Source organism: Rhodococcus sp. PAE-6, assembly GCF_025290685.1.
Classification (GTDB): domain Bacteria; phylum Actinomycetota; class Actinomycetes; order Mycobacteriales; family Mycobacteriaceae; genus Rhodococcus; species Rhodococcus pyridinivorans.
Genome location: NZ_JAOCLZ010000003.1, coordinates 125,493 through 149,927 on the forward strand (window position 1 = coordinate 125,493; position 24,435 = coordinate 149,927).

General features: G+C 67.1%; 27 protein-coding genes. 15 read left to right on the forward strand and 12 right to left on the reverse strand.

Going from position 1 to position 24,435, the window contains the following annotated elements:
* Nucleotides 1-2: 2 nt before the first annotated feature.
* Nucleotides 3-515 (reverse strand): DinB family protein, encoded by a 513-nt coding sequence (locus NVV99_RS08465; protein WP_041803483.1) that lies wholly within the window; start codon nt 513-515, stop codon nt 3-5.
* 98 nt (nt 516-613) lie between these two features.
* Nucleotides 614-1,234 carry a class I SAM-dependent methyltransferase gene (locus NVV99_RS08470; protein WP_006554698.1) on the reverse strand — a complete coding sequence of 207 codons (621 nt, stop codon included), beginning with the start codon at nt 1,232-1,234 and terminating at the stop codon, nt 614-616.
* A 148-nt stretch (nt 1,235-1,382) separates the two neighbouring features.
* Here NVV99_RS08470 and NVV99_RS08475 point away from each other — a divergent pair, with 148 nt between their 5' ends.
* From NVV99_RS08475 to NVV99_RS08485, 3 genes are all read left to right on the forward strand, one after another.
* The gene (locus NVV99_RS08475; protein WP_041803482.1) at nt 1,383-1,859 is read left to right on the forward strand and encodes a hypothetical protein; all 477 of its coding nucleotides are present in this window, start codon (nt 1,383-1,385) and stop codon (nt 1,857-1,859) included.
* Nucleotides 1,860-1,861: 2 nt separating this feature from the next.
* Nucleotides 1,862-2,059: a helix-turn-helix transcriptional regulator gene (locus NVV99_RS08480; protein ID WP_024102308.1), complete on the forward strand. Its 198-nt coding sequence runs from the start codon at nt 1,862-1,864 to the stop codon at nt 2,057-2,059.
* Between the two features lie 220 nt (nt 2,060-2,279).
* A complete protein-coding gene (locus tag NVV99_RS08485; protein WP_024102307.1) occupies nt 2,280-3,392 on the forward strand; it encodes an alpha/beta hydrolase in 1,113 nt (370 codons plus the stop codon).
* A gap of 35 nt (nt 3,393-3,427) precedes the next feature.
* Here the strand turns inward: NVV99_RS08485 and NVV99_RS08490 are convergent, their stop codons facing one another.
* Nucleotides 3,428-3,988, reverse strand: coding sequence for a TetR/AcrR family transcriptional regulator (locus NVV99_RS08490; protein WP_006554694.1), 561 nt, complete (start codon nt 3,986-3,988; stop codon nt 3,428-3,430).
* A gap of 160 nt (nt 3,989-4,148) precedes the next feature.
* A complete protein-coding gene (locus tag NVV99_RS08495) occupies nt 4,149-4,763 on the reverse strand; it encodes a dihydrofolate reductase family protein (RefSeq protein ID WP_024102306.1) in 615 nt (204 codons plus the stop codon).
* A 131-nt stretch (nt 4,764-4,894) separates the two neighbouring features.
* Between NVV99_RS08495 and NVV99_RS08500 the strand changes: the two genes are divergently transcribed.
* Entirely contained in the window at nt 4,895-5,311 is a 417-nt protein-coding gene (locus NVV99_RS08500) for a VOC family protein (RefSeq protein ID WP_006554692.1), read from the forward strand.
* On the opposite strand, the gene NVV99_RS08505 is transcribed toward NVV99_RS08500, so the two are convergent.
* The 3 genes from NVV99_RS08505 to NVV99_RS08515 all read right to left on the reverse strand — a co-directional run bounded on the left by NVV99_RS08505 (nt 5,293) and on the right by NVV99_RS08515 (nt 8,683).
* Nucleotides 5,293-6,663 carry an amino acid permease gene (locus tag NVV99_RS08505; protein ID WP_260782871.1) on the reverse strand — a complete coding sequence of 457 codons (1,371 nt, stop codon included), beginning with the start codon at nt 6,661-6,663 and terminating at the stop codon, nt 5,293-5,295. The two genes, NVV99_RS08500 and NVV99_RS08505, sit on opposite strands and share 19 nt — an antisense overlap.
* A gap of 115 nt (nt 6,664-6,778) precedes the next feature.
* Nucleotides 6,779-8,032 carry a Glu/Leu/Phe/Val dehydrogenase dimerization domain-containing protein gene (locus NVV99_RS08510; protein ID WP_138844845.1) on the reverse strand — a complete coding sequence of 418 codons (1,254 nt, stop codon included), beginning with the start codon at nt 8,030-8,032 and terminating at the stop codon, nt 6,779-6,781.
* A 141-nt stretch (nt 8,033-8,173) separates the two neighbouring features.
* Nucleotides 8,174-8,683 (reverse strand): Lrp/AsnC family transcriptional regulator, encoded by a 510-nt coding sequence (locus tag NVV99_RS08515; protein WP_260782802.1) that lies wholly within the window; start codon nt 8,681-8,683, stop codon nt 8,174-8,176.
* A 186-nt stretch (nt 8,684-8,869) separates the two neighbouring features.
* On the opposite strand from NVV99_RS08515, the gene hppD reads away from it, so the two are divergent.
* A complete protein-coding gene (gene hppD / locus NVV99_RS08520; protein ID WP_006554688.1) occupies nt 8,870-10,075 on the forward strand; it encodes a 4-hydroxyphenylpyruvate dioxygenase in 1,206 nt (401 codons plus the stop codon).
* Between the two features lie 8 nt (nt 10,076-10,083).
* On the opposite strand, the gene NVV99_RS08525 is transcribed toward hppD, so the two are convergent.
* Nucleotides 10,084-10,524, reverse strand: a complete 441-nt coding sequence (locus NVV99_RS08525) for an SRPBCC family protein (protein ID WP_260782803.1) — start codon at nt 10,522-10,524, stop codon at nt 10,084-10,086.
* A 150-nt stretch (nt 10,525-10,674) separates the two neighbouring features.
* Here NVV99_RS08525 and NVV99_RS08530 point away from each other — a divergent pair, with 150 nt between their 5' ends.
* The 5 genes from NVV99_RS08530 (at nt 10,675) to NVV99_RS08550 (ending at nt 15,538) form a co-directional block, all read left to right on the forward strand.
* Nucleotides 10,675-11,802, forward strand: coding sequence for an NDMA-dependent alcohol dehydrogenase (locus tag NVV99_RS08530; RefSeq protein WP_006554686.1), 1,128 nt, complete (start codon nt 10,675-10,677; stop codon nt 11,800-11,802).
* A gap of 47 nt (nt 11,803-11,849) precedes the next feature.
* On the forward strand, nt 11,850-12,476 hold the full coding sequence (locus NVV99_RS08535) for a TetR/AcrR family transcriptional regulator (RefSeq protein ID WP_064256474.1): 627 nt from the start codon (nt 11,850-11,852) through the stop codon (nt 12,474-12,476).
* 94 nt (nt 12,477-12,570) lie between these two features.
* On the forward strand, nt 12,571-13,782 hold the full coding sequence (locus NVV99_RS08540) for an acyl-CoA dehydrogenase family protein (protein ID WP_260782804.1): 1,212 nt from the start codon (nt 12,571-12,573) through the stop codon (nt 13,780-13,782).
* Nucleotides 13,779-14,807, forward strand: a complete 1,029-nt coding sequence (locus tag NVV99_RS08545; protein ID WP_024102296.1) for a phosphotransferase family protein — start codon at nt 13,779-13,781, stop codon at nt 14,805-14,807. Before NVV99_RS08540 ends, NVV99_RS08545 begins: the two co-directional genes overlap by 4 nt.
* Complete coding sequence (locus NVV99_RS08550) at nt 14,804-15,538, forward strand: SDR family oxidoreductase (protein WP_019288270.1); 735 nt, start codon at nt 14,804-14,806, stop codon at nt 15,536-15,538. Before NVV99_RS08545 ends, NVV99_RS08550 begins: the two co-directional genes overlap by 4 nt.
* 4 nt (nt 15,539-15,542) lie before the next feature.
* Here NVV99_RS08550 and NVV99_RS08555 read toward each other — a convergent pair whose 3' ends face one another.
* A complete protein-coding gene (locus NVV99_RS08555; protein ID WP_260782805.1) occupies nt 15,543-16,922 on the reverse strand; it encodes a cytochrome P450 in 1,380 nt (459 codons plus the stop codon).
* A 95-nt stretch (nt 16,923-17,017) separates the two neighbouring features.
* Here NVV99_RS08555 and NVV99_RS08560 point away from each other — a divergent pair, with 95 nt between their 5' ends.
* Nucleotides 17,018-17,638, forward strand: a complete 621-nt coding sequence (locus NVV99_RS08560) for a TetR/AcrR family transcriptional regulator (protein WP_006554893.1) — start codon at nt 17,018-17,020, stop codon at nt 17,636-17,638.
* A 65-nt stretch (nt 17,639-17,703) separates the two neighbouring features.
* Here NVV99_RS08560 and NVV99_RS08565 read toward each other — a convergent pair whose 3' ends face one another.
* Nucleotides 17,704-18,426: a hypothetical protein gene (locus tag NVV99_RS08565; RefSeq protein WP_024102294.1), complete on the reverse strand. Its 723-nt coding sequence runs from the start codon at nt 18,424-18,426 to the stop codon at nt 17,704-17,706.
* 108 nt (nt 18,427-18,534) lie between these two features.
* Here NVV99_RS08565 and NVV99_RS08570 point away from each other — a divergent pair, with 108 nt between their 5' ends.
* Genes NVV99_RS08570 through NVV99_RS08585 form a run of 4 tightly spaced genes read left to right on the forward strand, consistent with a single transcriptional unit; the run spans nt 18,535 to nt 21,044 of the window.
* Entirely contained in the window at nt 18,535-19,065 is a 531-nt protein-coding gene (locus tag NVV99_RS08570; protein ID WP_006554655.1) for a methylated-DNA--[protein]-cysteine S-methyltransferase, read from the forward strand.
* Nucleotides 19,052-19,567, forward strand: coding sequence for an RNA polymerase sigma factor (locus NVV99_RS08575; protein WP_037215917.1), 516 nt, complete (start codon nt 19,052-19,054; stop codon nt 19,565-19,567). The genes NVV99_RS08570 and NVV99_RS08575 overlap by 14 nt, the downstream gene beginning before the upstream one ends.
* Complete coding sequence (locus NVV99_RS08580) at nt 19,555-20,151, forward strand: methylated-DNA--[protein]-cysteine S-methyltransferase (protein WP_006554657.1); 597 nt, start codon at nt 19,555-19,557, stop codon at nt 20,149-20,151. The genes NVV99_RS08575 and NVV99_RS08580 overlap by 13 nt, the downstream gene beginning before the upstream one ends.
* A complete protein-coding gene (locus NVV99_RS08585; protein ID WP_006554658.1) occupies nt 20,148-21,044 on the forward strand; it encodes a DNA-3-methyladenine glycosylase in 897 nt (298 codons plus the stop codon). The genes NVV99_RS08580 and NVV99_RS08585 overlap by 4 nt, the downstream gene beginning before the upstream one ends.
* On the opposite strand, the gene NVV99_RS08590 is transcribed toward NVV99_RS08585, so the two are convergent.
* Both NVV99_RS08590 and NVV99_RS08595 read right to left on the reverse strand, forming a co-directional pair.
* On the reverse strand, nt 21,017-22,687 hold the full coding sequence (locus tag NVV99_RS08590) for a bifunctional 3'-5' exonuclease/DNA polymerase (RefSeq protein ID WP_041803479.1): 1,671 nt from the start codon (nt 22,685-22,687) through the stop codon (nt 21,017-21,019). The genes NVV99_RS08585 and NVV99_RS08590 overlap by 28 nt on opposite strands.
* A 27-nt stretch (nt 22,688-22,714) precedes the next feature.
* Nucleotides 22,715-24,220: a YhgE/Pip domain-containing protein gene (locus NVV99_RS08595; RefSeq protein WP_006554660.1), complete on the reverse strand. Its 1,506-nt coding sequence runs from the start codon at nt 24,218-24,220 to the stop codon at nt 22,715-22,717.
* Between the last annotated feature and the right edge of the window lie 215 nt (nt 24,221-24,435).

The window sequence follows — 24,435 nt, forward strand, 5'->3', positions numbered from 1 at the left end:
TATCAGCCCGGCGTATTCGCCTTCCGCGTCAGTACCTGACTGATCTCCGAAACATTCTTCGCCAGTTCGAAGTTGACCCAGCCGGCGACTTCCCACAGGGGTGAGGGTTCGGGCATGAGTCCGACGATCGTCTTCTCGATGTCGGCAGTCTCGAGAAGGGCAGCCCATTCGGTGCGAAGAGCCCGGATGTGGTCGGTCGAGCCGGACCACTCGTAGGCGTCCGGCCCGACCGCAGTTCCCCCACTGCAGACCGCCACGGTGTTCGTCCACCACCACTCGATGTGCCAGAGCAGCCACGCGATCGTGGGCTCGGGAAGGGCCTCGGCCGTCTCGTCCGGCCAGTCGGCGACGAGACGCCCGTCGACCCGCCGGACGCCCACGGAGTTCGACGACGGCTCCCAGTGCACGGCAGCCTCGTCGATCCGCGGCAGGACGTGTTGTTCCGTGAAGAGCCAGACCAGGTCGAGTTGCTTCAGCAGCGTGCGCGTGGCGAGTGGCAGGGTGTCCGAGGGCATGCATGCAATCATCGCGGACATAGTGGACATGTGCTCGATGTCGACACCGTGTATCTGTCCCCGGAAGTGTGCAAACGTTGCTGTGCAGTTATCCGCCTTCACGCGGTCGGTGTCGCCACTCCCAGCGACAGCGCACCGAAGAACTTCGGCGTCTTCTCCTCGTAGAAGGTGTCGAGTTCGCGGATCTCGAACCCCGCACCGCGGACGAGGTCGGCGATTTGTCGTGTCAGATGGCAACCACCCGCGACGCGCTTCTGGATCGGTTCGAGCCGGTGCTGCCACCGCCGGACGTTCTCGTCCGGCGCGAGTCCGTGTTCGACGAAATGCAGGGTGCCGCCCGGTGCGAGGACACGACGTATCTCGCGCAGAGCCGCGTCGGCATCGGGGATGGTGCACAGCGTCCACGTCGACAGTGCGCTGTCGAAGGTGTTGTCCTCGAACGGGAGTGACTGACCGTCCAGGCCGGATCGTTCGATGCGCACGGGGGAGTCATCGATGCGCGAACGTGCGAGCTTCCATCCGAGGTCCGCGGGTTCGACGGCGCTGACCGACTCGACGGTGGTGGGGTAGTAGGGAACGTTGAGGCCGGATCCGAATCCGATCTCGACGACGCGGCCGCTCAGGCCGGCGCACACTCGTTTCCGGTTCGCTTCGGTGAACGACGGTGCACAGGCGATGTTCACCAGTCGCGGTACGACGTGATCGTTGTAGAGGCTCATGGCAGTCCCTTCGCCTGGTGGCGTGTCGATCTGCTCGATCCATCATGACACCTGCCCGGCCGAACGGAACCCCTCGTTTCTGTCGCACCGAACGGACTGTTAAGTTACCTTTACATGTAAAGTGTGCTTTACGGCGAAAGGGGAAACGATGGACAGCGGGGGTGCCGGATCGGTGGTCGGGCGAAGCAAGTGGGGCAAGGTGCGGATGGGTTCGCGGTGGATCGGCGCGGTACCGCCGGCGATCGCCCTCGGAATCCTGGCCACAGCCGTTCTGGCAGCGGTGGTAGCTGCTCTGGGGCTGGTGCCCGACTATCCCGTGGCCGCCGGCGTGGCGGTCGCGCTGGCGACCGCACCCTCACTGTCGGCCCTGTCGTGGGTGCTCCTCGTGGATCGGTCGACCCTCGAAGGCGCCACGGACCGGCCCGAGGATTCGGTCGAGTCGTCCTGGTACGAGAAAGCCGCCTCGGGCGCTTTCACCGACATCCTCCTCGTCACGGGCCTGGGGTGCACCGCTCTGGCGTTCGCTCCGATCGAGGTCGAGGGCCTGCACGCGCTGATGGCGGTCATCCTCGTGGCTTTCGCGTCGTTCGGTGTGCGCTACGCCGTGCAGCGTCGGAAAGGCTGAGGGTGCGGAATTCGCTGGCGGCCCTGCGCGCGGAGAACGGATGGTCGCAGCAGAGGCTCGCCGACGAACTCGGGGTATCGCGCCAGACGATCATCTCGATCGAGAAAGGGCGATTCGACCCGTCCCTTCCGTTGGCGTTCCGCATCGCGCACCTGTTCGGACGTCGAATCGAGGAGATATTCCTGCCCGACGAGGGATAAGCGAAGGGGCCGAGCGGATTCCCCGACAGAACCCGCTCGGTCACTTGCCGATCACTCGAGCGTACTACCGGCGTCAACGGTGAGTGTGAGTCCGGTGATGTCGTCGACGTACACCTCGCCCTCCCTTCTTGACCGGCATCCAAGAAGCCTTTACCGTAATCGTCACGCCTTCTTGAATGGCGTCCAAGAAATGTGGTGGTGAAGCGGGAGGGTGCTAGTCATGAACATCGGTGAGTCTGCCGATCGGCGCGAGGTGGTAGCGGTGCAGCGGCGCGAGGTCTCGTTCGTCTCCGGCCAGGACGAGTGCGCGGCATGGCTGTACACCGCACCCGACCTGAACGGTCCGCGCCCGATGGTGATCATGGGGCACGGGCTCGGAGCGGTGCGGGAGATGCGCCTGGATGCCTACGCGGAACGGTTCGCCGCCGCGGGGTGGTCGGTGCTGGTGTTCGACTACCGTCACCTCGGGGCCAGCGGCGGAGCGCCGCGCCAGATCCTCGACATCGGCCGGCAACGCGCCGACTGGCATGCCGCTCTGGCCTTCGCGCGCACACTTCCTGAGGTCGACGTCAACCGGATCGCCTTGTGGGGCAGTTCGTTCGGCGGAGGTCATGTCCTTCGAGTCGCCTCCGAGGACACCCGTATCGCGGCGATCGTGGCGCAGTGCCCCTTCACCGACGGTCCGGCGTCGTTGCGCGCGCGGATACGGACCGGCCCGCTGAGCGTGGTGGCACTGACAGTGGCAGGCATTCTCGACACGGTCGGGTCGTGGTTCGGCGCGAAGCCGATCCTGTTGCCGATGGCGGGGACGTCCTGGATGCCCGCGTTCGTGGCCTCACCCGACGCCCTCGCCGGCGCTTCCGCACTCCTGCCCGCGGGGACCCGGCTCTCGCGGCGCACCAGCGCGGTGTTGAAACGACTTCCGTCGGTGCGGGCTCAGCTGTCGAAGAACATCGAGCTGACGGAGATCGACGGTGGGGAAGAACCCGAGACCGGGGTCGGCCGCGACAGCGTCTGGGGTGTACTGCGCGGTCCGAACGGCGAATTCGAGGCGGCCAATGCCCTCGCTGCCCGGCTGGCGCTGCGTCTTCCGCTCGATCGACCCGGTCGTGCGCTGGCCCGCTTCAGCATTCCGACGTTGCTGTGTGTCTGCGACAACGACGCGGCCGCGCCCGCGAAGACCACGAAGCGTCACGCACAGGGTCTGGCGCACGTACAGGTTCAGAGCTACGTGTGTGACCACTTCGACATCTACGTCGGTGACCACTTCGAACGCGCCGTGCGTGACCAACTCCATTTCCTGGAAAGGCAATTCGACCGCACCGCACAGTAGGTCGCTCCGCGTTCGTGGACGCGCAGATCAGGTGCTCAGCCGGTGGCTGCGGCACGACTGCGAGCGCTGTTGAGCAACGTCTCGATCACCGCGCGCCGCTGAGCCTGATCCGTCGGGTGCATCAGCAAGCCCTCGACCACGAAAACGCCGATCGAGACCAGCGGATCGACTTCGTCAGCGGGCACGCCGAGTCCGATCAGCTCTGCCCGGAACAATCCTTCGGCCAGTGTGTGGAACTGCTGGTGCCATTGCTGAACGGACGCGGACTTCTCGGCGCGTGTGTGCACCGTGCTCACCAACCGACCCAGTTGCTCCAATTCTTCGACCAACCACAAGAGTCGATCGGCCAGGCCCGAGCCCAGTATCTCGCTGTAGGAGGCCATCGAGTCGGCCAGAACCGCATCCAGGACCGCGATCAATATCGAGTCCTTGTCCTGGAAGTACCAGTACAGCGTGTTCGACACGACTCCGGCGTCACGGGCGATCCGCGTCATCGATGCCGCGTCGTATCCTTCCTCGACGAACAACCGCCGGGCGGCTACCACGATCTCTGCGCGTTTCTCTTCCCGATCCTGCGGACGTCTGTTGCGGGGCATCTCCAGTCCTGACCTAGTTCCCGCCCCGATGCTATCTTGACCGGCCCCCAAGAGCGGGCCCCGGCCGACCGTTCCGGAACGAGGTCCGTAGCCGTCTCGAACAGATGATGAGGCAGGCGAGCCAGAGCAGCTCTCGATACAGACCGGCTCGTACTTCGGGTCACTCGACTTCGGCGAGTCCGTACTCGGGTCGTCCGGCAGGCCGATACACGGTGATGACGACACCGGTCGAGGTGGTGCGCGATTCGACGAGATCGAACTTCGTGTCGCGACCCCCGACGGGGAACAGCCGCCGCCCCTGACCGAGGACGACCGGGAACGTGATGAGGCGGTACTCGTCGACGAGACCGTGTTCGAAGAGGGTGTGGACCAGACGGATGCTGCCGTGCACCTGCAGTTCCCGTCCCGGCTGCTTCTTCAGTTCCGCGACCGCGGTGGGCACGTCGCCCTCGAGGACCGTCGTGTTCTGCCACTCGGGGGCGGTGAGCGTCGTGGAGGCGACGTACTTCGGGAGGGTGTTGAGTGCACGGGCGACCGGATCGTCGGGATCGGTCGAGTTCGGCCACGACGCAGCGAAGATCTCGTAGGTGTTCCGGCCCAGCAGGAATGCGTCGACCTTCGAGAACACCTCGTCGATGAACTTGCCGGTGTCCTCGTCGAACAGCGGCACCACCCAACCGCCGCGGTCGAAGCCGTCGCTGCGGTCCTCGTCGGGGCCACCCGGTCCCTGGGCCACACCGTCGGCCGATACGAAGGTCGTCACCGTGAGCTTCATCGTCGTCCCCTTTCGAAGGTTGTCGCCGAGTACAGACCCGGGAAGCGGGGAGAACTCATCGCTTGCATCCCTCCGGCACGGAAGGTATCTCTGGACGCAGCGTCGCGTGTCGATGACGGACTGCGTCAGGCATGGAGGCGCGGGACCACAAGGAGTTCTCCTTGAGTATTGCGTTCAACCACACCATCGTCGCGGCCGACGACAAGCAGCATTCGGCCTACTTCCTCACCACCCTGTTCGGGCTGCCCGATCCGGTGCCCGCCGGGCACTTCCTCGCTGTCGAACTCGCCAACGGCGTCACCCTCGATTTCGCCGAACCGCCACCGGATGTGGAGTATCCGCCGCAGCACTACGCATTCCTGGTGTCGGAGGAGGAGTTCGACGAGATCTACGCCCGGATCCTCGAGCAGAAGATCGAACACTGGGCCGATCCCCGGCAGTCGGCGCACGGCATCAACAGAAACGACGGGGGTCGAGGAACCTACTTCCTCGACCCCGCCGGTCACTTCATGGAGATAATCACGCGTCCCTACGGTTGGCGCTCCTGAACCGTCTCGACCCGAGCCGTCCCGGCCGCAGCGCGTCGCCGTGCCAGCACCGTGCAGGTACCGGCGATCGCTGCGGTCAACGCGCCGGTCGCGAGCAGCTGCGTGCGGGCAGCGGTGTCGAACAGGGCGAGCACCGCGATGCCGGCCAGCAGACCGAGCGTCGCGTACGAAAGGTACGGGAAGCCCCACATCTTCAGCGGCAGTGCATCCTCGGTGCCGTTGCGGCGTGCGCGACGACGGAGCACGAGGTGCGAGACCGCGACGAACGTCCACAGCACCAGGGTCGTGGAGCCGACGGCGTTGAGCAGCAGCGGCAGCACCCGGTCGGGGTAGAGATAGTTCAGTCCGACCGTGACGAAGCCGAACGCCACCGAGGCGAGCACCGCATTGCGGGGAACGCCGTTGGACGACAGCCGCCCGAAGACGGGGTGCGCCGATCCGCGGTGCGACAGCGAGAAGATCATCCGGGAAGCGCTGAACAGCATCGCGTTGAGCGACGAGAGCAGCGCGACCACGACGATCACGGTCATCACCGCGGCGGCGCCCGGGACGGCCCCGGCCTGCAGCACGGCGACGAACGGACCGGTCGCGAGATCCTCGGAGGTCCACGGCAGGATCGTCACCATCACGAGCACCGACCCGATGTAGAACACGAGGATGCGCCACACCAGGGTGCGCACCGCGCGGCCCACGTTGCGACGGGGATCGGCGGTCTCCGCGGCGGCGATCGCGATGATCTCGGTGCCACCGAACGCGAAGACCACGATGAGCAGGCCGGCGGCGATACCGGCGATACCGGTGGGGGCGAACCCGCCGTGCGCCGTGAGGTTGGAGAAGCCGGTCGTCTCGAAGGTGGGCATCCACCCGGCGATCATCGCGATGCCGATCACCAGGAAGCCGACGATCGCGACGATCTTGATTGCGGCGAACCAGAATTCGACCTCACCGAAGCGGCGGACGCCGACCAGGTTCACGCCCGTCAGCACGACCATGTAGAACAGCGCGGACGCCCACTGGGGGATGCCGGGCAGCGCCACCGCGGTGATCGCGGCGGCGCCGGTGGCCTCCGCGGCGATCACGATGATGACCTGCACCCAGTACAACCACCCGATGGTCCGTCCCGCGACAGGGCCCAGCGCGTTCTCGGTGTGCTCGGAGAACGCACCGCTGGCGGGGTTGGCCGCGGCCATCTCGCCCATCATGCGCATCACGAACACGACGAGAACGGCCGCCACCAGGAACGAGATCAGGATCGCCGGGCCGGCGACGGCGATACCCGCCCCCGACCCGACGAACAGGCCGGCCCCGATGGCGCCACCGAGGCTCATCATGACGAGCTGGCGGGGCCGCATGGCACGATGCAGGCCGGCGGTGCTCTGGGCGCCGGTCGTCGTCCCGGCGGTGCCCTGGGCGCCGGTCGTCGTCCCGGCGGTGCCCTGGGCGCCGGTCGTCGCCGTAGCCAGGGTGTCAGTCATCAATGCGCTCCCCGGCCGGGACCAGCTGGTCCAGTGCGATCTCGAAGGCGGTCGCGGCGAGCCCGGTGAGCTCGGTCGACCGGTCGTGGCAGCGACGCAGGGCCGTCTCGATGGTGGTGGACACATCGCCGAAGATCGCGGCGTCGGAGACCTCCACGTCGCCCTCCATGAGCTGGGCGAAAGCCCGGGCCATACCGCAGTTGGCGATGAAGTCGGGGATCACGGCAACGGACTTGTCGGCGTGCTCGTAGGTGGGGCCGTAGAAGATCTCGTCGTCGGCGAACGGAACGTTGGCGCCGGAGGCGATCGACTCGAGTCCCGCGGCGACCATGCGGTCGACCTGCTCGCGGGTGACGAGGCGGCTCGCGGCGCAGGGGAGGAAGATCTCGGCTCCGACATCCCAGATGCGGTCGTTCACCTCGTCGAAGGGGATCATGCGGTCGCTGTGCAGGGCGTTGCCGTCGCGCTCGAGCAGCAGGGTGCGGACCTCGTCGAAGGAGAGACCCTCGGGTGCGAGGATGCCGCCGTCGCGGTCGATGATGCCCACGATCGAGGCGCCGGCCTGAGCGAGATAGTAGGCAGCAGCGGCGCCGACGTTGCCCCAGCCCTGCACCACGACGCGTTTGCCTGTGAGGTCGGTGCCCCGATAGACGAGCTGGTGGTGACGGACCGACTCGGCGACGCCGTAGCCGGTGATCAGATCGGCGACAGTGTATTTCGTGCTGGTGGCAGGGGTGAACCGCGCGTCCTCGACGACCTTCGCGACGCCGAGTCGCAGCTGGCCCACCCGCTGGATGCGCTGGCGCTCGTCCTTGCCGAAGTGTCCGTTGACGACACCTTCCTGCGGGTGCCACAAGCCGTTGGACTCGGTGAGGGGAACGACCTCGTTCATCTCGTCGACGTTGAGGTCGCCGCCGGTGCCGTAGTAGGCACGCAGCAGGGGAGTGACGGCCGCGAACCAGCGGCGCAGCACGCCTTCCTTGCGGGGGTCGGACGGATCGAAATCGATGCCGGACTTGGCACCGCCGATCGCAGGTCCGGAGACGGTGAACTTGATCTCCATGGTCTTCGCCAGCGACTCGACCTCGCGCCGGTCGAGGCCGCGGCGCATGCGGGTGCCGCCGCCGGCCGCGCCGCCCCGCAGCGAGTTGATGACGACCCAGCCCCGGGCGGTGGTCTCGGTGTCGTGCCACTCGAAGACGATCTCGGGGGCTTTTTCTTCGAATCGCGTCAGCAGGTTCTTCATGGCGAAAGACTGTGACGGCAGTAACAAATGCTGCGCAACTGTGCTTCATCGAACTGTGCAGCGTGCGGAGGGTCCGGATGCCCGAAGCGCTTTTTTCTGTGCAATCCGGCTAGTCGGAGACGGATTGTGGACGTGATCGGTTCAGCGGCGGTAGGCCGGTGCCTTCGCGGATCTTTCCGGCTCGAGGGTGCGGAGCAGCGGCATCGCCCGGTAGTGCACCACTTCCGACAGCACCATCACACTCGTGGACCGCGCGACGATCGAGGAGCGGTTCAGCTCGATGAGGGTCTGCTGGAGACCGAGGTGTGATTCGGCTCCGATGCGGCACAGGACGTCGCCCGCGCCGGTGGTGGCGAACGCCTCGAGGACGCCGGGGATGCCTTCGAGGACCTCGGTGACGTCTTCGAGCGCGCCCTGCACGATCTCCATCGTCACGAACGCCTGCACTTCGAAACCTGCTGCGGCGAGGTTGATCCGGGGTTCGTAGCCGGCGATGACCCCGGTGTCCTCGAGGCGTCGCAGTCGGGCCGAGACGGTGGCACGCGCGACCTTCAGGCGACGGGACAGTTCGAGCGCGCCGATCTTCGGGTCGGCGTGCAGGGCCTCGAGGAGAGTGAAATCCAATTCGTCCAGCTGCACGGGCTCGCGCATCGCGGTTCCTTCCCATCGAGCGCCGAAAACTAGCCCGATTGTATAGGTGAACGCGCGGATTCCGGCAGATTCCAGTCAGTCGGGCCAGTTGCCGAAGGCGACGTTGCGTCGCACCGACGGGTGGGTTTCTCCTGGTGACACACGACACAACGACTGTGCCGCAGTGAGCGGCAGGAGGTTGCAGCGATGACTCTGGAATACACCCTGACCGACAGCGAACGACTCGCTCAGCTCGACGCCGAGGAGCTCCGGCGCCTGGTCGGTCTCGTGGAGTACGACAGCGAACGGGATCCCTTCCCCGTCAGCGGCTGGGACGCCGTGGTGTGGGTGGTCGGAAACGCCACGCAGACGGCGCACTACTACCAGTCCGCCTACGGCATGGAACTCATCGCCTATTCCGGACCCACCACCGGCAACCGCGACCATCACGCCTACGTACTGCGCAGCGGCGCCGTGCGATTCGTGATCAAGGGTGCGGTGGATCCGGACAGCCCGCTGATCGAGCACCACCGCCTCCACGGTGACGGCGTCGTCGACATCGCGCTCCAGGTTCCGGACGTCGACAAGTGCATCGAGCACGCCCGCAAGCAGGGGGCGACCGTCCTCGAGGAACCCTACGAGATCAGCGACGAGAACGGCACCGTCCGCATCGGCGCCATCGCGACCTACGGCGACACGCGGCACACGCTCGTCGACCGGTCGCGCTACAACGGCCCGTACCTGCCCGGCTACATCGAGCGCACCTCGACCTACCGCAAGCGTGAGGGTGCGCCCAAGCGCATCTTCCAGGCGCTCGACCACGTCGTCGGCAACGTCGAACTCGGGCGCATGGACGAGTGGGTCGACTTCTACAACCGCGTCATGGGTTTCACGAACATGGCGGAGTTCATCGGCGACGACATCGCGACCGACTACTCGGCGCTCATGAGCAAGGTGGTGTGCAACGGCAACCACCGCGTGAAGTTCCCGCTCAACGAGCCCGCCATCGCGAAGAAGCGTTCGCAGATCGACGAGTACCTCGACTTCTACCGCGGACCGGGTGCACAGCACCTCGCGCTGGCCACCAACGACATCCTCACGGCGGTCGACCAGTTGCGCGAGGAGGGCGTCGAGTTCCTCGCGACTCCCGATGCGTACTACGACGATCCGGAGCTGCGCGCCCGTATCGGTGAGGTCCGGGTGCCGATCGAGGAGCTGAAGAAGCGGGGCATCCTGGTCGACCGCGACGAGGACGGCTACCTGCTGCAGATCTTCACCAAGCCCGTCGGCGACCGCCCGACCGTGTTCTTCGAGCTGATCGAGCGCCACGGCTCGCTCGGCTTCGGCAAGGGCAACTTCAAGGCGCTGTTCGAGGCGATCGAGCGGGAGCAGGCCGCGCGCGGCAATTTCTGAGTCCGGTCCTAGACGAGCTGACCGAGCCGCGTGCGCAACGCGTGCTCGGTCTTCCGGATCGCCGTTCCCACAATCGGTTCGATGAGCATGCCGAGTGTGCGGCCGGCGATCCCGCCGGGCAGTCGGTAGCCGAAGTCGACGTCGAGCCGCGTCGCGTCGCCGAGGTCCGTGAAGGTCCATGACGACGCGGCGCGGAATCCGGCGATCGAGTCGAGGACGATCACGCGATTGCGTTCCCATTCGACGACTTCCACGCGCGAGCCGAGATCCTTGGGGCCGATCCGCATGGTCGAGTCGTAGATGGCACCAAGGCCGGAGACCTGCTCGCTCACGGGTTGGAAGCGGGCCACCCCGAACATCCAGTCGGGGACGTTCCGGTAGTCGTCGACGTAGGTGAACGCGAGGTCGATAGGGATGTCTGCGACGGCGCTGTGGCGGACGTGAATCATGGCTGGAGCCCTTCACGAGAAGTTGTCTGTTACCGAATGTAGCGGGTAACTGCCCGCTGTGGAAGAGGTCCGAACCCGTTGCTCTAACGTACGATAAGTGTTTGAATGCCGTGACGAACGTCACACACACTTTCGGTTCAGGAGGCTCGGGTGAAGACGAAGGCAGCAGTCGTCAAGGGAATCAACCAGCCGTGGGAGATCGAGGAGATCGATCTCGGCGATCCCGTCGCAGGTGAGGTGCAGATCCGCCTCGCGGCCTCGGGTCTGTGCCATTCCGACGAGCATCTGCGCTCGGGGGCGACACCGCTTCCGTCCTTCCCGGTCCTCGGTGGTCACGAGGGCGCGGGCGTGGTCACCAAGGTGGGCCCGGGAGTGCGGGGTCTCGAGGAGGGCGACCACGTCGTCCTCGCGTTCATCCCCGCCTGCGGCCGCTGTCGGGCCTGCGCCAAGGGCATGCAGAACATCTGCGATGAGGGTGCCGGCCTGCTCACCGGTCAGGCGATCTCCGACAAGACCTACCGCGCGACGCTGAACGGCGACCCGGTGCTGCAGATGTGCCTGCTCGGCACGTTCGCGCCGTACGTCACGGTCAACGAGGCGTCGGTCATCAAGATCGAGAAGGACATCCCGCTCGAGAAGGCGGCCCTGCTCGGGTGCGGTGTCGCGACCGGCTGGGGTTCGGCCACCGAGATCGGCGGCACCAAGCTCGGCGACACCGTGGTCGTCATCGGTGTCGGCGGTGTCGGCATCAACTCCGTCCAGGGAGCGGCGCACGCAGGGGCGCGGTTCGTCGTCGCGATCGACCCGGTCGAGTTCAAGCGGCAGAAGGCCAAGGAGTTCGGCGCGACGCATGTCTTCGCGTCGATCGAGGAGGCCGCACCGGTGATCGGTGAGATCACGTGGGGTCAGATGGCCAACGTCACCGTCATCACCGTCGGCGAGATCACCGGCGACATCATCGGCCCCGCACTGGGTCTCACCGCCAAGGGTGGCCAGGTCGTGGTCGTCGGCATGGGTCACGCCACCGACTCGCAGGTGACGATGAGCCTGTTCGAGCTGACGCTGCTGCAGAAGCGTCTGCAGGGGGCCATCTTCGGTGGCACCGGCCCGCGCTCGCAGATCCCCAAGTTGCTCGAGCTGTACCGGAACGGGCAGCTCGACCTCGACAACCTCGTCACCAAGACCTACAAGCTCGAGGACATCAACGAGGGCTACGCCGACATGCACGCCGGCAAGAACCTCCGCGGTCTCGTCCTCTACGGCGAGGACGACTACTGATCCTGTGAGCGCCGACGTCGCCGGAGCCGTCCCTTACGGTGTTGAGCATGGACACGCGTGAGGATTCGGTTTCCGGCGACGTCGGCTCTTGGCGGGACTACGGCCCGACCGACCTGCCGAAGCCGCTCGCCGCTGCACTCGAGGCGTTCGCCGAACGCGGTTACGACGGCACGTCCATCCGCGAGGTCGCGTCGCGGTCCGGTCTGTCGGTGCCGGGTCTGTACCACCACTACCCCTCGAAGCAGGCGCTGCTCGTCTCGCTCACGACCACCGTGCTGCACGACCTGCTCGCCCGCAGCCGGCAGGCGATCGATGAAGCCGGACCAACCCCCTCCGAGAAGTTCGACGCCGTCGTCGAGTCGCTGCTGCGCTTCCATATGTTCCGCCGCGATCAGGCGTTCGTGGCGTCGACCGAGATGCGCAGCATGGAACCCGAGGCCCGCCGTGCATTCGTCGCCCTGCGCGACGAGCAGCAGTGCATGATCGACGAGATCGTCGAGGCCGGTGTCGCCGACGGCACCTTCTCCACGCCCTATCCGAAGGACGCCAGTCGCGCCGTGACGACGATGTGCGTCGCGGTGGCGAGCTGGTACCGGCCGGACGGTTCGCTGTCGCCGGACGAGATCGTGCACCGCTACCTGCAGGTCGCGCGGAACGCGGTCGGAGCGAGGTAGCCGAGCACCCCGTCCGGGCTTGACCCGATGGCGGGGGATATGCCACCGTGAACTCGACCGAGCGATCGATCGGTCGGTATGGAAGGAGCTCAGCATGGCGGTCGACCTGTCCTACTCGGATCACGTCCGGGACCTCATCGCGCGGACCGAGCAGTTCATCCGCGACGAGGTGCTTCCCGTCGAGGACGCTCACGGTGGCGACATCGCCGCGGCCGGTGGCGACGCGATCCGGGCGGATCTGCAGAAGGCCGCCAAGGCTGTCGGCGTCTTCGCTCCGCATGCGCCCGTCGAATACGGCGGCCACGGCCTGGACATGTCCGACCGCGCCCCGGTCTTCGAGGCCGCGGGCTACTCGCTCTTCGGCCCCACCGCGCTCAACATCGCCGCCCCCGACGAGGGCAACGTGCACATGCTCGCGCACATCGCCAGCGACGAGCAGAAGCAGCAGTTCCTCGCGCCCCTCGCCGCCGGCGACGTGCGCTCGGCCTTCGCGATGACCGAGCCCGCCCCCGGTGCCGGTGCCGATCCCAACGCTCTGAACACGCGCGCCGAGAAGGTCTCGGGTGGCTGGAAGATCAACGGCCGCAAGCACTTCATCACCGGTGCCGACGGTGCCGGATTCTTCATCATCATGGCCCGTACCTCGGGTGAACCCGGCCAGCGCGGCGGCGCCACGATGTTCCTCGCCCCCGCCGACACCGCGGGCCTGAAGGTCGGCCGCCACATCAACACCCTCGACCGCTCCATGATCGGCGGTCACTGCGAGGTCGACTTCGAGGACCTGTTCGTCCCCGACTCCGCCGTGCTCGGCGAGGTCGATCAGGGCTTCGCCTACGCGCAGGTGCGCCTCGGCCCTGCCCGCATGACGCACGTGATGCGCTGGCTCGGCGCCGCCCGCCGCGGTCACGACACCGCCGTCCGCTACGTCGCGGAGCGTGAAGGCTTCGGCTCCCGCCTCGGCGATCTCGGCATGATCCAGAAGATGATCGCCGACAACGAGATCGACATCGCCGCGACCCGCGCACTGCTCGTGCAGGCGTGCTGGGAACTCGACCAGGGTTCGCACGCCTCGAACGCCACGTCGATCGCCAAGACCTTCGCCGCCGAGGCGATCTTCCGCATCGTCGACCGCTCCGCTCAGATGTGCGGCGGTCTCGGTGTCTCCGAGGACCTTCCGATCGCACGCCTCACCCGCGAGGTCCGGCCGTTCCGCGTGTACGACGGCCCGTCCGAGGTTCACCGCTGGGCCATCGCCAAGCGTGCCGTCGGCGCCGTCCGCAAGGCAGCCCGCGAGGCCGCGAAATGACCGCAGTGCACGAGGGACTCGACCTCGCCGTCCTCGAGCGCTTCCTCGCCGATTGCGGTGTGACCGTTCAGGGTGAACTCCGGGCGGAGCTCATCTCGGGCGGCAAGTCCAACCTCACCTACGGGCTGCGCGACGAGAAGTCCCACTGGGTCCTGCGTCGCCCTCCGACCACGGGTCTGACCCCGTCGGCGCACGACGTCGCCCGAGAGTTCCGCATCACGTCGGCGCTGAAGGGCACCGGTGTGCCGGTCGCGCCCACCGTCGTCCAGTGCGAGGATGACTCGGTGATGGGTGCGCCGTTCACCGTCGTCGAGTTCGTCGACGGACGTGTGGTGCGCAGCAAGGCCGACCTCGATGCGCTCGGTGACGACGAGATCGACCGCTGCGTCGGTGAACTCGTGCGCATCATCGCCGAGTTGCACAACGTCGACTTCGAGGCCGTCGGTCTCGGGGGACTGGGCCGGCCGGACGGCTACGTGACCCGGCAGGTGAAGCTGTGGGCGAGCCAGTGGGGGCGCGTGAAGACCCGCGAACTTCCGGACCTCGAACGGCTGCACGCCGCGCTCGCCGAGTCGATTCCGGAATCACCCGCTCCGTCGATCGTGCACGGCGACTACCGCATCGACAACACCATTCTGGACCCGACCGATCCGACATGCGTCGTCGCCGTGGTGGACTGGGAACTGTCCACCCTCGGCGACCCGCTCACCGATCTCGCCATGATGTGCGCGTACCGGCATCCGGCCCTTGACGACATCCTGGGATTCCCGGCGGCATGGTCGAGCGACCGCCTGCCGGCAGCGGACGATCTGGTGCAGCGCTACGCCACGGCGTCGGGTCGCGACATCGCCGACTGGAACTTCTACATGGGTCTGGCCTACCTCAAGCTCGCCGTGATCGCCGAGGGCATCAACCATCGGTGGCGTGCCGGGGCGACCGTCGGCGACGGTTTCGACTGTGCCGGTGAAGCCGTGCCGGACCTGGTGGCAGCAGGACTCGCAGCACTGAAGGGAGCCCACGCGTGACCAGCGCGCTCGTGACCGGAGCATCGAGGGGAATCGGCCTCGGTATCGCAACCCGTCTCGCCGAACGCGGCTATTCACTGACGATCAGCGCCCGCGGAGCGGAACGCCTCGAGAGCGTCGCCGAGCGTCTGCTGGAGGCGGGTGCCAAGGAGGTACGCGCCGTCGCAGCCGATCTCGCTGATCCGGAAGCCACCGCACGCGTCGTGGAGACGCACCGCGAAGCGTTCGGTTCCATGAAGGCTCTGATCCTCAATGCCGGTGTCGGCACGGCAGGTCCGATCGCCGAGTTCCCGGCCCGGCGGTTCGACAAGACGGTCGCCGTGAACCTCAACGCCCCGTTCGCGCTCATCCAGGCGTCGCTGCCGTTGCTGCGCACCGAGGCGGAGAACGATCCAGCCCGCGGATCGAAGATCGTTGCGCTCTCGTCGATCACAGGTGTCTACGCCGAGGCCGGTCTCGCCGCCTACGGTGCAACGAAGGCCGCGTTGATCTCGCTGGTGGAGACGCTCAACGCCGAGGAGTCCGGCAACGGCATCTCGGCATCGGCGCTCGCCCCTGCCTACGTCGACACCGACATGTCCGACTGGATCAAGGACAAGATCCCGGCCGAGTCCATGATCGAGGTGAACGACGTCGTCGAGATCGTCGACGCGCTGCTCGAGCTGTCATCGCGGGCGGTGGTGCCCAAGCTCGTGCTCAGCCGCGCGGGCGCAGGTCTCTACACGGCCTGACTGTCTATACGGCCTGACGATCAAGGTCGGTCGACCGCAGTCGCAGGTCGACCGGCTGTCCGTCCGACGGGAACGGCAACGACGTGAAGTCGAGCGGGGCGACGTAGCCGGGGTCGACGTGCCACTCGAAGCGCAGCAGCAGTTGGTGGACGATCGCTTTGACCTCGACCCCGGCGAAGTGCATGCCGAGGCATTTGTGCACGCCCCCACCGAACGGCTCCCACGCATAGCGGTGCACCTTGTCCTCGCGTCGATGCTCCGCGAAGCGTTCGGGATCGAAACGTTCGGGCTCCGGCCAGTATTCCGCCATGTGGTGCGTGAAGTGCGGTGCCACGGAGGCATACGTACCGGCCGGCACGAAGTATCCCCGGACCTCGGTGTCGCGCACGGCCCGTCGCGCCAGGACCGGGACCGGGGAGACCAGCCGGAGGCATTCCTTCATCACCAGATCGAGGCTGCCGAGCGCGTCGAGATCGGCGTGACTCGGTGCGGCGGTGCCCAGCGCGAGCGACTCGGCCCGGCACCGGTCCTGCCACTGCGGGTGTTGCCCGAGATGCTGCATCATCGTGGAGATCGTGATGGTCGACGTGTCGTGCGCGGCCATCAGCAGGAAGATCATGTGATCGACGATCTCGTCGTCGCTGAACCGTTGTCCCGCTTCGGATTCGATGTGGCACAACACGGAGAAGAGGTCGTCCGTCTCGCGCGAGCGTCGTGCCGGTAGATAGTGCCGGAAGAAGTCCTCGAGCACTCGGCGTCCGTCGAGTCCGCGTTTCCATCTGGTGCCGGGGACGGGATACCGCACGATCGAGGTCGCAGCCTGCACACAGTCGATGAATGCCTTCTTCACCACTTCGATCTCGGCCGGCGTGGAGTCCTCGGCGCCGCCCATGAAGATGTCGGTGGCAAGATCGAGCGTGAGTGTCTTCAGTGCCGTGTAGGCGCGGAATCCGTCGCTGGGAACCCACCTGTCGAGCTTCTGGGCGATCGACGGATTCATGGCACCGACGGTCTTCTCGAGGCGTGATCGGGTGAACGCCTGCTGCATGATGCGGCGGTGTCGGAGATGTTCCTCCGAGTCGAGGAGCATGAGGCCACCGTGGAAGAACGGCCCGATCAGTGCCGACCAGCCGTCGCCGTTGGCGAAGGCCCGGTCCTTGTTCTGCAGCACCTCCTGGCAGGCGTCGGGTCCGAGAACCGAGATCCAGCGTCGACCGGCCGCAGAGAAACAGGAGACCTCGCCGTATCGGTCCCAGTGCTTCTGCATCATCGCGAGTGGATCGCGGATGTATTCGAGGACGTGCCCGATACCGGGTATTCCCGATCGTCCCGGGACCGGGCGCAGATGGGAGTGGGCGGGGGGAGCCGCCAGGATCCGGGTCACGACGAACCTCCAGTTCTGCGGATATCTGACAGGAGACCCTGTCAGATTGGGGTGTAGTCTGCGTCACATCGGTCCGGTCTGTCAAGATCGGTCCCATGACTTCCCCCGCGCCCCGCCGCTATGCCGGTCTGAGCGGCGAACAGCGTGTCGCGCTGCGGCGCGAAGCCCTGCTCGAAGCAGGACTGGAACTGTTCGCGGCCTCGGGGAAGAGCGGCGCCACCATGACCGCCATGTGCGCCCACGCCAAGCTGACGGAGCGGTATTTCTACGAGAATTTCACCAGCAGGGACGATCTGCTGCAGCAGGTCCTCGACAAGATCGCCGACGAGGTGCGCGAGGCCGTACTCGCCGCGCTCCGCACCGGCACGGGCACACTCGAAGACCTCGTGCGGAACGCCATCGCGTCGTTCGTCGCGATCCTCACCGACGACCCGCGCAAGGGCCGGGTCTCACTCATCGAGTCCGCCGGCTTCGAACCCCTGCGCACCCACAGACGAGCGTCGCTACGGAGTTTCGCCCAGATGGTCGCCGACGAAGCGACCCGCATGTACGGCGACCGGGCGTGGCCGCCCGAACGGGGCGAGATCAACGGACTGCTGTTCGTCGGGGGTCTGGCCGAACTGGTCACCGCGTGGTTGAACGACGAGATCGCCATCTCGCCCGACGAGATCGTCGACGTGGCGACGCACCAGTTCCTCTCCACGGCCCATCAGTAGAGCCGTCCGGGGGCGGTCAATCATCACCGACCGCGGTGCGGTCAATCGTCCCGACCGCGGTGCGGTCAATCATCACCGTGGATCTCCTTCTCCTCCCCGCGTCGGCGCAGGAAGTTGAAGCCGGGCACACCGACGATGGCCTGGCGGACGTCCTTCGCGACGAGGAGCAGTTCGTGGATCTCGGGGGAGACCGTGTCGAGGGTCGCCATGATGGGCAGGACCGCGTCGACCCGCTCGGTGATCTCGGGGAGCCGGTCGATGAGCTTGATCGCGGCGCGCAGTTCTTTTGGTGAGAACTCCTCGACGAACTGGGTGGCGAGGGGAGCGGCACGTTCGGCGAGGGGTTTGTAGGTCTCGAGCAGTTCCCCGGCGGCGTCGGAGCTGCGGCCGGCGGACTCGACGACGATCCGCGCGTCGGCCGCGACCACCGTCGCATCGCGCACGACCCCGCCCGTCGAGTCGATGATCTCCGTGGCGCGCGTGACCGCATCGGCGGCTTCCTCCACCACACCGATGGTCGAGGCGATCACCTGCGTGGCCTGCGCGACGGCCACCGACGCTCCCTCGACGATGTCGGTGGCGTCGGTGACCACGCTGTCGATGCGGCGGATCAGCGATTCGACCGAGTCGATGAGCGATTCGGCCTCGCTGAGCAGGCCTTCCACCCGCGTCGGGAGCGACAGTGCGAACTCGGCGGTCTCGCGGGTGCGTCCGAGCACGGTCCGGGTGACGTCGACGATGGAACCGGCGACCGAGACTCCGAGCGCGGGCACAGGCAGCGAGATCATGTCGTCATAGTGCAGTACGTCCGATCGTCGTGATCGCGGACCTCACATTTTCGGCGTCCCGTTCGTCTACCCGGTACAGAGCACACACCGGATGGAAGGATCGAGGCCGTGACCGCATTGCGCACCCACACCGTGATCGACACACCGATCGGCGAGTTGACGTTGGTGAACACCGACGGCGTCCTGAGCGGCGTGTACATGGCCGAGCATCACCCCGCGCCCGACCGCGCCGGTTTCGGCGAGCAGGTCACCGGGGGGTTCGACGAGGCGATCACCCAGTTCGATGAGTACTTCGCGGGTCGCCGTACCCGGTTCACCGTCCCCATCGCTCCCGTCGGCACCCCGTTCCAACGCGAGGTGTGGGAGGCGCTGATGACGATCGAGTACGGCACCACGCGCACCTACTCGGAGATTGCACTCGCCCTCGGCCGGCCCACTGCGGTACGGGCGGTCGCTGCGGCCAATGCCCGCAACCCGCTCTGCATCATCGTGCCGTGCCATCGCGTCATCGGTAGCAGCGGCAAGCTCACCGGTTACGCCGGTGGTCTCGAGCGCAAACGCTTCCTGCTCGACCAGGAGGCACGGGTGCTGAGTTCCGCCGAGCCCGATGTCGCCGGCGATACCCATGTCCCTGCCTGATCACCTACCGCGGGCGAGCCTGCCTCCTTTCGAGGAGGTGGTCACCCGCCACGGCGCGACGGTCCTCCGGGTCTGCCGCGCACTGCTCGGACCGGTCGACGCCGACGACGCCTGGTCCGAGACCTTCCTCGCGGCGTTGCGCGCCTATCCCGACCTGCCACCGGGCAGCAACATCGAAGCGTGGCTCGTGACCATCGCGCACCGCAAGGCCGTCGACATCCACCGGGTGCGCGGGCGGACGCCGGTGCCCACCGAGAACCTCCCCGAACCCGCGTCGGCCACGGGAAACCCCGGTGAGGGCGACGACGAACTGTGGAGCGCGGTCGCCGAACTTCCCTTCACGCAGCGTGCGGCGCTGGTCTACCACTATGTCGGAGGCCTGCCCTATGCGGAGATCGGCACGATCCTCGGCAACAGCCCGGCCGCGGCACGTCGCGCGGCGGCCGACGGTCGGGTTGCGTTGCGTCGTCGGATCGAACACGGAACAGGATGTCGCTCATGAACTTTCCACAACCCTCGGTCGGATCGGCCGATCTCGCGTGGTTGCGGGAGAAGCTCGTACTCGATGCCGAGGCGGCCGGGTTGCTCGATGTCGCGTTCCGCGTCGTCGACACCCCCGTCGGTCCGCTCCTGCTGGCCACCACCCCCGTCGGACTCGTGCGGGTCGCCTACGTCGCCGACGGATCCGACGCCGTGCTCGACGAACTCTCCCGCCGGATCAGCCCGCGCGTGCTCGACGCGCCGCGGCGACTCGACCCGGTGGTCCGGCAACTCGACGAGTACTTCGCCGGTACGAGGACACATTTCGACGTTCCGCTCGATCTGCGTCTCGCCGACGGATTCCGTCGTGAAGTGATCACGCGTCTGCCCGAGATCGAATACGGGCGCACGGCGAGCTATGCCGAGATCGCCGCCGCGGCCGGGAGCCCGCGCGCGGTGCGGGCGGTCGGTACGGCGTGCGCGAAGAACCCGCTGCCCGTGGTGGTGCCGTGCCATCGGGTGGTGCGCAGCGACGGCAGCATGGGGCAGTACGTCGGGGGAGTCGAGGCGAAGAGGGCGCTGCTGCAACTCGAGTCGGTGGCATGATCACCACCCTCCGGATCCCGGTGGCCGAACCCGTTGCGGTGGGGCCGATGCTCGCGTCGCTGCGAAGCCACACCGTCCCCGGCTGTGAACACCACAACAGCGCTACCGGCACCCATCACCGCGCGATCCGCACGAACGGCGGCGCCGCGCACGTCGCCGTCCGCTTCGCCGACCCTGCGACACCCGACGACGGGAGACACGGGGATGTGCGACATCTCGAGGTTCATGTCGAGACCGCAGGTCGCGCGGATGTCGAGGAGATCGAAGAGAGGGTCCGGAAGTGGCTCGATCTCGGCGTCGACCCGTCCGTCGTGGATGCGGCATTCGAGCCCGATCCCGTGCTCGGGCCTCTCGTGCAGACCCACCCCGGTCTGCGCGTGCTCGGCACCACCGACTGGTTCGCCACCGCCGTGTCGACAGTGCTCGGGCAGCAGGTGAGTGTCGCTGCGGCATGCACATTCGCAGGACGACTCGTCGCAGCCTTCGGCGACGGTGCACCCGGCGGGTTGCGATGCTTCCCTACGCCGCACCGACTCGCGACGGTCGAGCAGAGCGAGCTGCGTGCCGTCATCGGCACGACGCAGTCGCGCGCCCGCACCGTCGCCGAACTGGCCCGGGCCGCAGCCGACGGGGTGGCGCCGGAGCATCTGTCGTTCGCGGCAGACCTTCTCGCGCTTCCCGGGATCGGACCGTGGACCGTCGACTATCTCGCTCTACGACTCGGCGACCGCGACGCGTATCCGTCCGGCGACCTCGTTCTCCGACGAGCCCTGCAGGTGGAGAGTGCGCGCGAAGCCGCCGAGCGCGCCGAACAATGGCGGCCGTGGCGGGCCTACGCCGTCATGCATCTGTGGACACACGCCACCTACTCGCCGCCCGCATCCTCGGCGTAGACGCTGCGCACGGCGGTGTCCATCGGGAAACGAACCTGCGTGTCGCCGAACATCAGGCGCGTCGCCACCTCGACCGACGCCGTGATGTGCGACGACGCGAGTTCCGGGTTGCCGGTGTGCACCACCACCTCGTCGTGCTGGAAGAACACGAGATCGCCGGCCGTCGGGTCGGGATCCGTGGTCAGCCGCCGTCGCAGTTCCGCAAGCACGCACAGCGCCCACTCGGCCGCGGTGGCCTGCACGACGAAGTTCCGCGTGAACCGGCCCCGCGCATGCGCATCACCGTGGGAGTGGAAGCCTTCCGGAGCGGGTGGGCACGCACGGCCCAGCCACGAATGCACCACCTCGCCACGTTCACCCGCACGGGCGGCACGTTCGACGAAGTCGACGGCGGTCGGGAAGCTGCGACGCAGCACCGTCAGCAGGGCACGCGCGTCGCCCGACGTGGCGCCGTACAGAACACCGAGCACCGCGACCTTCGCCTTCGCGCGGTCGCCGCCGAAGGACGCCGCGGCGACCGGGGCGTACAGATCGTCCGAACCGGCCGCCGCGACCATGCGCCGATCGCCCGACATCGCCGCCAGGATGCGCGGTTCGAGCTGGCCCGCGTCGGCGACGACGAACGACCGCCCCGGGTCGGCGATCACGCTCGACCGCAGCGCCTTGGGGATCTGCAGAGCGCCACCGCCGCGACTCGCCCACCGGCCCGATACGACCGCGCCGGGAACATAGACCGGACGGAACCGGTCGTCGCGGACCCAGGTGTCGAGCCAGTGCCAGCCGTTCGTGCTGTACAACTTCGACAGCTCGCGGTGCCGCAGCAACAGAGGCACCGCGGGATGGTCGATCCGCTGCAGCACATGCTTGCGGGTCGACTCGACGGTGATGCCCTCGCGACGGAACGCCTCGAGCACCTCGCTGTGGGAGGCGGGATTCACGGGGCGGCCGAAGACCGCGCTGACCTCCTCGACCACTTCGGCGATACGGCTCGGCAGGTCGTAGCCGGTCGGGCGCGGCCCGAGGGTGTCCTCGAGGAGGCGACGATGCGCTTGCGCCGAGAACGGCAACCCGTCGAAACCCATCTCGGCCGCTGCGAGAGCGCCGGCCGATTCGGCGGCGGTGAGCAACTCGAGGCGGGCGTCGCCGGAGATGCGGCGACGTTGTTCGGCGAACTGCTCGACCACCGCCTCGACGTCGATCGCGGGAGCCGCATCGAAGAGGCCGGGCCGCTCGTCGACCGGCTCCTCCGCAGTGGGCGGGGGCAGGCCCTCGCGTACGGCAAGGATGGTGCCGGTGGTGGCGAGATCGTGGCATCGCTGCACCCGAACATCGGCGCGGAGCAGCTCGGGATAGACCGATGCCGTCGAGGTCCACACCCAGCGCGGTCGCGATTCGGCTTCGATCGCAGCGACTGCATCCGCGAATCCGGGGTACTCCCGCACCGAACCGAGCGGCGCACCGAATGCGTCGACCTCGACGATGCTTGCACCGCGACGGCCCCGGCCGTCCGCAGGATGAGGAACGACGACCGTGCGCACCCATACAGTGTGCTCCATCACGGCGACAGACCCCGACGCGCGGTGACCCCCCGATTCACCCTCGAATTCACCCGTATCGAGAGCGATCCCCGCGAGAACCGCCACTACCGTGGTAGTGGAGGGACTCCGCCGCTACCCCCGACGCGCGGCGGGGTCCCCCATTTCGTTCGTGGGCCCGTCGCTTTCGCCCGCATGCTCGGAGCTGCCGGAGGATTCGCCCGTATCGTCACGATCGTCCTCACCGGCGTCCACGCTGTCGTTCGAACGAACCGTGTCGGTCGCGACCGCAGAATCCCGAACCTGCTGTCGCGACGGCCGCCAGGGCAGACGCACGGGTGCGTCCGCGGCCCGGTGGAAACCGACGCGGTCGTAGATCCACGTCACCAGGGCGCCGACGACGAGACCGAACACGACGCCGACGATCGTCATCGTCACGCCGTGGCCGAGCCCGGCGTCGGGTCGTCCGTCGAAGTAGAGGATGGACCGCACCGCGAGATAGATCTGGTGCATCGGCTCGAAGGTCGACAACCATTCGAACATCCGCGGGGTGGCCTCGATCGGAATGGTGCCACCGGACGACGGCAGGCCGAGCACGATGAACACGATCAGGTTCACCAGCAGGCCCGCCGCGCCGAAGATCGACATCACCGCGAGGGACGTGATGCCCACGGCCGAGATCGCGAGCGCCCCGTACTCCCACAGCAGCAGCGCGCGCGGCGCCGGCATACCGAGTGCGGTGGCGATCCACACATACAACGCCGAGACGATCAACGACATGACCACCGTGATGCCCCACTTGAGTGCCAGCACCTGCAGGCGCGACATCCGGGTGGTCTCCCGCGCGATGTAGAGGGGGCCGTATTCGGTGGGCACGAAACCGAGGGCGCTGTCGACGACCGCGTTGATGATCGTGGCGCCGGTGAAGCCGGCCAGGATCAGCAGCAGGGTGTAGAAGAAGGCGGACAGGCCGGCGCCCGTCCCGTCGGGCAGCGGCTTGTGCTCGACGGTGAGTGCATCGATCGGCTGGGTCAGGACGAGGCTGGAAGCTCCGGACAATTGCAGGTCGGGTGCCGACTCTGCGAGCGTCGCGGTGACGGTCTCGGTCAGCTGCTGCCCGACCGTGTCGTTCACCTGGGTCAGCGCGCGGTCGCCGATCGTCGTGACGATGCCCGTCGCGAACGCGCCCGTCCGGGGATTCGTGTAGAGGGTGATGATCGGCTTCTCGATGTCACCGGGAACGACCGAGGCCTGCGCGAGGATCGAGATGCGTTTGGTGAAGTCGCTCGGGATGACGATCGCGCCGTACAGGCTGCCGTCGTCGAGGCCCTGGTTGGCGGCCGAGATTCCCATCCGTCGGAGGTCGATCTCCTCGGGATCGATGCCGTCGAGGATGCCCTCGGTGATCTGGTCGCCGAAGTTCTGTCGCTCGTCCGATCCGGGCAGCACATCGCCGACGTCCTGATTGACGATGGCCATCGGGAACTGTCTCAGGTTCTCGCTCGGATCGAGGAGTGCGCCGAGATAGAAGTAGGCCAGGGCACTCATCATCGCTGCGACGACAGCGAAGGGCGCGAGCCAGAAGCGCGGGCTGCGAAGGGTGCCGTGGTGCGGATCGGTGGTCGACTGGGTTGAACTCACCTATCAATTGTGCACACAGATGTGTGCTCTTGGAGGGCTCGAGTGCTCGAATGCACGCGAGGTCGGGTTGCGTGATCTGTCACTCGAAGGCGTCCTCCCCGCCCGAATTGCCGGAAAGCGTCGGAGATCGACAATCTCGGTTTGTCGTATCGGACCCCGCAGTCCGTGTTTCGATATGGTCGACGGACGGATCCGACAGAATGGGTGGAGGGAAC

Excerpts from the sequence above, each read along its gene's own strand:
- NVV99_RS08465 (WP_041803483.1), bottom strand. The coding sequence starts at position 515 with ATGCCCTCGGACACCCTGCCACTCGCCACGCGCACGCTGCTGAAGCAA.
- NVV99_RS08470 (WP_006554698.1), bottom strand. The coding sequence starts at position 1,234 with ATGAGCCTCTACAACGATCACGTCGTACCGCGACTGGTGAACATCGCC.
- NVV99_RS08475 (WP_041803482.1), top strand. The coding sequence starts at position 1,383 with ATGGACAGCGGGGGTGCCGGATCGGTGGTCGGGCGAAGCAAGTGGGGC.
- NVV99_RS08485 (WP_024102307.1), top strand. The coding sequence starts at position 2,280 with ATGAACATCGGTGAGTCTGCCGATCGGCGCGAGGTGGTAGCGGTGCAG.
- NVV99_RS08490 (WP_006554694.1), bottom strand. The coding sequence starts at position 3,988 with ATGCCCCGCAACAGACGTCCGCAGGATCGGGAAGAGAAACGCGCAGAG.
- NVV99_RS08495 (WP_024102306.1), bottom strand. The coding sequence starts at position 4,763 with ATGAAGCTCACGGTGACGACCTTCGTATCGGCCGACGGTGTGGCCCAG.
- NVV99_RS08500 (WP_006554692.1), top strand. The coding sequence starts at position 4,895 with ATGGAGGCGCGGGACCACAAGGAGTTCTCCTTGAGTATTGCGTTCAAC.
- NVV99_RS08505 (WP_260782871.1), bottom strand. The coding sequence starts at position 6,663 with ATGCGGCCCCGCCAGCTCGTCATGATGAGCCTCGGTGGCGCCATCGGG.
- NVV99_RS08510 (WP_138844845.1), bottom strand. The coding sequence starts at position 8,032 with ATGAAGAACCTGCTGACGCGATTCGAAGAAAAAGCCCCCGAGATCGTC.
- NVV99_RS08515 (WP_260782802.1), bottom strand. The coding sequence starts at position 8,683 with ATGCGCGAGCCCGTGCAGCTGGACGAATTGGATTTCACTCTCCTCGAG.
- hppD (WP_006554688.1), top strand. The coding sequence starts at position 8,870 with ATGACTCTGGAATACACCCTGACCGACAGCGAACGACTCGCTCAGCTC.
- NVV99_RS08525 (WP_260782803.1), bottom strand. The coding sequence starts at position 10,524 with ATGATTCACGTCCGCCACAGCGCCGTCGCAGACATCCCTATCGACCTC.
- NVV99_RS08535 (WP_064256474.1), top strand. The coding sequence starts at position 11,850 with ATGGACACGCGTGAGGATTCGGTTTCCGGCGACGTCGGCTCTTGGCGG.
- NVV99_RS08540 (WP_260782804.1), top strand. The coding sequence starts at position 12,571 with ATGGCGGTCGACCTGTCCTACTCGGATCACGTCCGGGACCTCATCGCG.
- NVV99_RS08545 (WP_024102296.1), top strand. The coding sequence starts at position 13,779 with ATGACCGCAGTGCACGAGGGACTCGACCTCGCCGTCCTCGAGCGCTTC.
- NVV99_RS08560 (WP_006554893.1), top strand. The coding sequence starts at position 17,018 with ATGACTTCCCCCGCGCCCCGCCGCTATGCCGGTCTGAGCGGCGAACAG.
- NVV99_RS08565 (WP_024102294.1), bottom strand. The coding sequence starts at position 18,426 with ATGATCTCGCTGCCTGTGCCCGCGCTCGGAGTCTCGGTCGCCGGTTCC.
- NVV99_RS08575 (WP_037215917.1), top strand. The coding sequence starts at position 19,052 with ATGTCCCTGCCTGATCACCTACCGCGGGCGAGCCTGCCTCCTTTCGAG.
- NVV99_RS08580 (WP_006554657.1), top strand. The coding sequence starts at position 19,555 with ATGTCGCTCATGAACTTTCCACAACCCTCGGTCGGATCGGCCGATCTC.
- NVV99_RS08585 (WP_006554658.1), top strand. The coding sequence starts at position 20,148 with ATGATCACCACCCTCCGGATCCCGGTGGCCGAACCCGTTGCGGTGGGG.